Origin of the sequence: Phenylobacterium sp., assembly GCF_030697925.1 — a bacterium.
In the GTDB taxonomy this organism is placed as follows: Bacteria; Pseudomonadota; Alphaproteobacteria; order Caulobacterales; family Caulobacteraceae; genus Phenylobacterium.
In genome coordinates this window covers 1-6,206 of record NZ_JAUYOJ010000228.1, presented here as the reverse complement: position 1 = coordinate 6,206, position 6,206 = coordinate 1, and the positions used below count along the sequence as shown (strand labels likewise).

The following is a 6,206-nucleotide window of genomic DNA, read 5'->3' as shown; positions in this document are numbered from 1 at the left end:
GGCGCGCTCGCGGATCAGCGGCTCGAGGATCTGCAGGTTCATCGGCGAGACCGCGGGGCTGACGGTCTTGCGCTGCACGTCGTGCTTGGGCGGGTCCATGGCGATGAACATGGGCAGGGGGCCCTGGTCGCCGTCCTGGGTGGCGATGGTGATGCCGCCTTCCGAGGAGAAGGCGCCGTGGTTGGTGTCCACGGTCATGATGTCGTTGTACTTGGTGATCGACCAGAACGGGCCGTAGTCGCTCTGCGCGGTGTAGTGGACCGGGTCCTCCTCGCGGAGACGCTCGAAGTTCCACCACATCTGGTCGGACTGGAAGAGGGCGGGCTGGGCCGGGTTCAGCTGGTCCAGCGGGGTCGCATAGGCCTGCGCGCGGGCGTCCTTGCTGAGATCGATATTGCCGTCGCTCATGGTGTCCTCCGTCCCCTGTGGGGCGCCTCCGGGTTTTCGACCAAAGATGACGCTGCCGTCAATTTTAGCCCAGGAAACGTTTCCCGTCTCTAACTTATCGACGTTCATGCGATGCTTTCGCCGGGCTTGGAACTCTGCCCTTCCGTAGCGTCGTTAGCCGGCGTCCCGCGTTCGGTCGGGCCTCGACGGCGGCGTGCGCTCACCCAAGGGCTGGCGTCGGGACGCGGCGCGCCCTACTCATCTGGCATGCTGTCGCAGCGATCCCGCTACGCGCTTCGGGCGCTCGTGTATTTGGCGGGGCGCGCCGAACCTGGGCCAGCCGCGATCGGGGAAATCGCCGAGGCGTCCGCGGCGCCTCGAAAGTTCCTGGAAGCCATACTGCTGGAACTCAAGCGCCGGCAGATTCTCGTGAGCGTGCGAGGACGGTCCGGAGGCTATGCCCTGGCGCGCCCAGCCTCTGAGATTAGCTTCGCCGACGTGATCCGTGTCCTGGACGGACCGCTGGCGCTCGCGCCCTGCGCGTCGAAGACCGCCTATCGCCCTTGCGACACTTGCCCGACGGTCACCGATTGTCCGGCCCATCCTGCCCTCGTCGCGGCGCGCGACGCGGTCGCCGCGGTGCTCGAAGGCTGGTCGATCGAGAAGGCCGTCCTGGCCGTGTCGCCGTTAGAAGCTCTCTAGCTCGACATACTAAATCTCTATAGAATTAGTAGGTATTAACCGATAGGAACCGACGTCCCGCTAGGAGGCCGGTTCATGGAAGACTTCATCATATTCGCATTCGTCGGCTTTCTGGCGCAGGCGGTCGATGGCGCCCTAGGCATGGCGTACGGCGTCATATCCTCGACAGTGCTCCTCAGTTTCGGCGTTCCGCCCGCCATGGCCTCGGCCAGCGTTCACGCCGCCGAGGTGTTCACCACCGCAGCGTCCGCCGGCTCGCACGCCGTCAATCGCAACGTGAACTGGAAGCTGTTCGTGCCGCTGGCCCTGGGCGGATCGGTGGGCGGCGCGCTTGGCGCGTTTGTCCTGACGTCCATCGATGGCGCGGTCCTCAAGCCCTACATCGTCATCTATCTGGGCTTGATGGCGACACTCATCCTCTATCGCGCCTGGCGCACGCGGCCGAGCCGGGCCTTTTCCCCGCGCACCAGCGTCCCGTTGGGCCTCGTGGGAGGTTTCCTCGACGCTGTCGGAGGCGGAGGCTGGGGACCGACCGTCACCAGCACCATGGTGGGAGCCGGCGCAGACCCGCGGTCGAGCGTCGGCACGGCGAACACCGCAGAATTCTTTGTCACTTCGACGATCTCCGCGACCTTCCTGGCCGCGATTCTGACAGGTCACTGGGCTGAGGCGGGCGGCTTCGTCAATCACGCCTCATCGGTGGTGGGGCTGATCGTCGGCGGCCTGCTGGCGGCCCCCCTGGCGGGGGGCATCGTCAGGATCGCGCCGGCCAGGGTGCTCACCATTGCAGTCGGGGTCCTCGTCCTACTGCTGACGGGCTATCAGGCGGCTCGGTTGTTCGGCGTGCTCTGACGTCGGGCAGGGCTGACCTTGGCGAAACCGCATGCGCCTTCTTCGGCATGCCCACAGCAAACCACTGGAACGAGCTCGGAGATTGTCGCCATGTCCAACCGGCCGACGGTGGCGGTTGTAGGATCGGGGTTCTCGGGCCTTCTAACCGCCTTGCACCTCGTGGCCGACCCCGAAGGGCCGACCGTCAGACTAGTTGAACGGTCCGCCGCCTTCGGGCGGGGCGCCGCCTATACGACGGCCAACGCGGGGCACCTGCTGAACGTGCGGGTCGCCAATATGAGCGCCTATCCCGACGATCCCGAGCACTTCACCCGTTGGCTGGCTGGCCACGAGGGCTGGAGCGCTCATGGCGGGTTCGTCACCCGAGGGGTCTATGGCGACTACCTGCAGGACCTGCTGAAGGCGGCGGTGGTGCGCTCCGCCGCCGGGCGCCTACTGCTGGAGGGCGATGAGGTGGTCGACATCTCCCGCGCCGGGCCCGCCTGGAAGGTCCGGCTAGGGGTAGGGCGCGAGATCGAGGCCGCCGCCGTGGTTCTTGCGCTCGGCGTCCTGCGGCCCGCGCCGCCAGCCGTTGCGGGCCCCGACCTGCTGGCCTCGCCGCGCTATGTGGCCGACCCGTGGGATCCCAAGGCCGTGCTGGACGACGAGATCGATGAAGTGCTGCTACTAGGCGCCGGCCTGACCATGGTCGACGCGGCCGTCACCCTCTGGCGACCTGGGCGGCGGTTCTGGGCGTTGTCGCGCCGGGGGCTCGTGCCGCGCACCCACGCCCCGGTCGGCCCGCGCCCCGAGATCGAGGCCCCGCGCGGCTCGCCGGTCGAGATACTGCGGGCCCTGCGCGTCGCCTCATCCGACGGCTGCTGGCGCGAGGCGATCGATGAGCTGCGCCCCCACGTGCGGACCATCTGGCAGGGCTGGAGCGGCGCCGAGCGCGCCGCCTTCCTGCGCCACCTGCGCCCCTGGTGGGACGTCCACCGCCACCGCCTGGCGCCCAGCGTCGCCCGGCGCGTGGCCATGCTGATGCGCGGCCGGGAACTGGTGGTCCGGGCCGGGAAGGTGACGTCCCTGAACCTGGACCGCGACGGCGTGGAGGTTCTGTGGCGGCAGCGTGGGGCCAAGCTGACCCGGCGGCTCTGGGTGGGGGCGGTGGTCAACTGCGCGGGCCTGCTGGGCGATCTCAACCAAGCGAGCGAACCCCTCCTGCGCCAACTGCTGTTGCGCGGCCTGATCCGCCCTGACCCCAGCCGCCTGGGCGTCGATGTCGATCCGGGCTCACGGCTGATCGGCGTCGGCGGCGGGGCCCAGGTGGGGCTCTACGCCGTGGGCCCGCTCACCCGCGGCGCCTTCTGGGAGATCACCTCGGTTCCCGACATACGCTCCCAGGCCGCCGAGGTGGCGCAGGCGATCATGCGGGGATTGAAGCTGGGTTCGGCGGCGGCCTAGACCAGCAGCGTCGCCACGCCCCAGCCGACCAGGACCGCGCCGCAGACGAGGCCGATCCAGCGGCCGGCGGGGAACAGCTTCTCGGCCAGGACCAGGACGGCGAGGGCGGCGATCCAGGCCAGGTTCATCACCCCGCCGACGAACAGCAGGGCCATCAACATCCAGCAGCAGCCGACGCAATAGACGCCGTGCCGCAGGCCGAGCCGGAGCGCGCCGGACGCCCCCGGTCGCCAGTGGGCCGAGAGGAAGTCGGCGGGCGCGCGGCAATGGGCCAGGCAGGTCTGCTTCAGCGGCGAGAGTTGGTAGAGGCCCGCGCCGATCAGGACCGCGCCTGAGAGCCAGCGGCTTTGCGACCCCATGTCCGAGATCAGGCCGGCGCGCCCGAGCGCCCACTGCAGGGCGACCGCGGCGAGCGAGAAGCCTAGCCAGGTCAGAAGATAGCCTGCGGCGAAGGCGCCGGTGGGCGCGCGCCGTCCCGGGATCTGGCCCTGGGCGACAGCGTGGCGATGCACCCGCGCGAAGAGCAGGATGGTGGGCGCGGCGCTCGGCGACATCATGGCGATCATCATCGCCCACCACATGGCCACGATCAGAGCGAGGCGGGTGGAGCTCCAGGCCGGCGGCGGCGCGGCGACGTCCATCGCCATGGCGCTCATGTCCATGCCGGGCATGTCGGGCATGGCCGGCCCCACCGCGGCGGCGGCCTGGTGGGGGAAGAGCGAAAACGTGGTCATCTCCCGCGCGCTCATGCCCAGGCCCGCGCCGGTCAGGATGAAGGCCCAGGCCAGGGCGCACAGGACGAGAAGCCCGGCGGCGGTGATCGCGCGGTCGCGCTTCAGCAGGCGTTCAAGGGCCTCGGGCATCCGTCAGGCGTGCACGACGCCGTTGTTGTTGAGATGCAGCCGGGCGAACTGACCGTAGGTGTCCTTCATCTCGACCGCGACGGGGCCCTGGGTCCGGCTCGAGGCGCTGCCGATCTCCGCCACGCTGTACTCGAAGCCCTCCGGCTGGAGGATCAACGTGCGGGACGGCAAGCCGGTCACCTTGTTGCGGATCGGTTCACCCGTCGTCTCCACGTAGTTCGGGATGGAGATGCGGCCTGTCCGGCCATCGACGTCCAGGTCCAGGTCGATCCTTGTGAACACCGGCGGGTTCATCTTGGTCACGGTGGAGGCGTAGACGGCGAACATGGTGGCGAACGGGGCGGTGTCCTGTCCGGTCATGATTTTCAGCAGGGCCTCGCGCTGCGCCTCGTCGGCGGCCTCGTCGACGAAGGTGAGGGCCTCGCCATTGCCCTCGTGGATCGCCCCCGGCCATTTGAAGATGGCGGCGATCCGCAGGCCCTCGAGCCTGGTCTCGCCATAGTGGCCTTCATCGATCTGGATGCCGGCCACGGCATGGCAGTGGCCCTTGTCGGGCAGTCCGTTGAACTGGCAGTTGCAGCCATAGTCACAGGTGCAGTTGACCAGCGAGGGTCCTTTGAGTTCCCAAGGCGTCATGGCGACCTCCGTCTGTCGACGCTCAAGGGGACAATCTAGTCCCTCGCCGCGCCCCAGGCCATTGGCGTCCATTAGGCCTGGGCGGGGATCTCCGGAAATTTGGCGGGCGCCATCTTCGGCGTCAGCAGGTGGATGACCAGGACCGCGAGCAGGTAGATGCCGCCGCAGACGGCGAAGATCGGCGCGTAGCCGCCGGCCGCCTCCAGGACCTGGCCGACGGACTTGGCCATGACCATGCCGCCGATGCCGCCCAGCATGCCGCCGATTCCGATCACCGAGCCCACGGCGCTGCGCGGGAAGACGTCGCCGGGCAGGGTGTAGAGATTGGCCGAGAAGGCCTGGTGCGCCGCGGCCACGAGGCCCACCACGGCAGTGGCCAGCCACAGGTTGTCGATCTGCATGATGAAGAAGTAGGGCAGGGTGGCGACCGCGCAGATCAGCATGGTGATCTTGCGCGCGAAGTTGAGGCTGTGGCCGTTTTTCATGAGGCGCGAGGACAGCCAGCCGCCGGCGACGCTGCCGACGTCGGAGATCAGATAGACCGCCGCCAGCACCGCGGCGAAGGTCGGGATGTCCAACTCGAAGGTCTTCTTGAAGAAGTCCGGCAGCCAGAACAGCAGCATCCACCAGACCGGGTCGATCAGGAACTTGCCCGCGGCATAGGCCCAGGTTTCGCGCTTGCCGACGACGGTCAGCCAGCCGACCTTGCGATCGCTGTCCTCGGGGTCGGAACGGATGTGGGCCAGCTCGGCGGCGTTGACCTTGGCCTCCTTCTCAGGCGCCCGGTACATGATCAGCCAAGCCACGATCCACAGCATGCCGATCACGCCGGTGATGACGAAGGCCGCCCGCCAGCCATAGGCCAGCATGATCATCGGCGCCGCGATCGGGGTGATCACCGCGCCGATATTGGCCCCGGCGTTGAAGATGCCCGTGGCGAGCGCGCGTTCCTTCTTGGGGAACCACTCGGTGACCGCCTTGACCCCGCCGGGAAAGTTGCCGCCTTCGCCGATCCCCAGCAGGACGCGGACCAGGAAGAACTGGTTCAGGCTGCTGGCGCCGGCATGGGCGATGTGGGCGAGCTGCCAGAGGACGAAGGCCGTGGCGTAGCCGATCTTTGCGCCCACCTTGTCCACGAAGGCGCCGAACAGCAGGTAGGAGGCCGCATAGGCCGCTTGGAAATAGAAGACGATGTCGGCGTAGTCGGTCTCGCTCCAGCCCATCTCGTCGGACATGAAGGGCTTCAGCACGCCCAGCATCTGGCGGTCGACATAGTTGATGACCACGGCCGTGAAGAGCAGGCCGCAGATCACCCACCGGCGG

General features: G+C 68.3%; 6 protein-coding genes and 1 pseudogene. 3 read left to right on the top strand and 4 right to left on the bottom strand.

The features are described 5' to 3' along the window. Positions 1-408 (bottom strand): annotated as a pseudogene (locus Q8Q88_RS22350) (cytochrome P450); the annotation flags it as partial. A 246-nt stretch (positions 409-654) separates the two neighbouring features. Here Q8Q88_RS22350 and Q8Q88_RS22345 point away from each other — a divergent pair. The 3 genes from Q8Q88_RS22345 to Q8Q88_RS22335 all read left to right on the top strand — a co-directional run bounded on the left by Q8Q88_RS22345 (position 655) and on the right by Q8Q88_RS22335 (position 3,384). Beyond that, a complete protein-coding gene (locus tag Q8Q88_RS22345; protein ID WP_305677387.1) occupies positions 655-1,089 on the top strand; it encodes an Rrf2 family transcriptional regulator in 435 nt (144 codons plus the stop codon). Positions 1,090-1,164: 75 nt separating this feature from the next. Next, positions 1,165-1,941, top strand: coding sequence for a sulfite exporter TauE/SafE family protein (locus Q8Q88_RS22340; RefSeq protein ID WP_305677386.1), 777 nt, complete (start codon positions 1,165-1,167; stop codon positions 1,939-1,941). A gap of 90 nt (positions 1,942-2,031) precedes the next feature. Next, positions 2,032-3,384, top strand: a complete 1,353-nt coding sequence (locus tag Q8Q88_RS22335; protein ID WP_305677385.1) for an FAD/NAD(P)-binding protein — start codon at positions 2,032-2,034, stop codon at positions 3,382-3,384. On the opposite strand, the gene Q8Q88_RS22330 is transcribed toward Q8Q88_RS22335, so the two are convergent. From Q8Q88_RS22330 to Q8Q88_RS22320, 3 genes are all read right to left on the bottom strand, one after another. Continuing rightward, positions 3,381-4,247 (bottom strand): DUF2182 domain-containing protein, encoded by an 867-nt coding sequence (locus Q8Q88_RS22330; RefSeq protein WP_305677384.1) that lies wholly within the window; start codon positions 4,245-4,247, stop codon positions 3,381-3,383. The two genes, Q8Q88_RS22335 and Q8Q88_RS22330, sit on opposite strands and share 4 nt — an antisense overlap. A 3-nt stretch (positions 4,248-4,250) precedes the next feature. Continuing rightward, entirely contained in the window at positions 4,251-4,883 is a 633-nt protein-coding gene (locus Q8Q88_RS22325) for a DUF1326 domain-containing protein (RefSeq protein WP_305677383.1), read from the bottom strand. Positions 4,884-4,954: 71 nt separating this feature from the next. Continuing rightward, on the bottom strand, positions 4,955-6,206 hold a 1,252-nt coding region (locus Q8Q88_RS22320), incomplete at its 5' end, for an MFS transporter (protein WP_305677382.1).

Excerpts from the sequence above, each read along its gene's own strand:
- Q8Q88_RS22345 (WP_305677387.1), top strand. The coding sequence starts at position 655 with ATGCTGTCGCAGCGATCCCGCTACGCGCTTCGGGCGCTCGTGTATTTG.
- Q8Q88_RS22340 (WP_305677386.1), top strand. The coding sequence starts at position 1,165 with ATGGAAGACTTCATCATATTCGCATTCGTCGGCTTTCTGGCGCAGGCG.
- Q8Q88_RS22330 (WP_305677384.1), bottom strand. The coding sequence starts at position 4,247 with ATGCCCGAGGCCCTTGAACGCCTGCTGAAGCGCGACCGCGCGATCACC.
- Q8Q88_RS22325 (WP_305677383.1), bottom strand. The coding sequence starts at position 4,883 with ATGACGCCTTGGGAACTCAAAGGACCCTCGCTGGTCAACTGCACCTGT.
- Q8Q88_RS22335 (WP_305677385.1), top strand. The coding sequence starts at position 2,032 with ATGTCCAACCGGCCGACGGTGGCGGTTGTAGGATCGGGGTTCTCGGGC.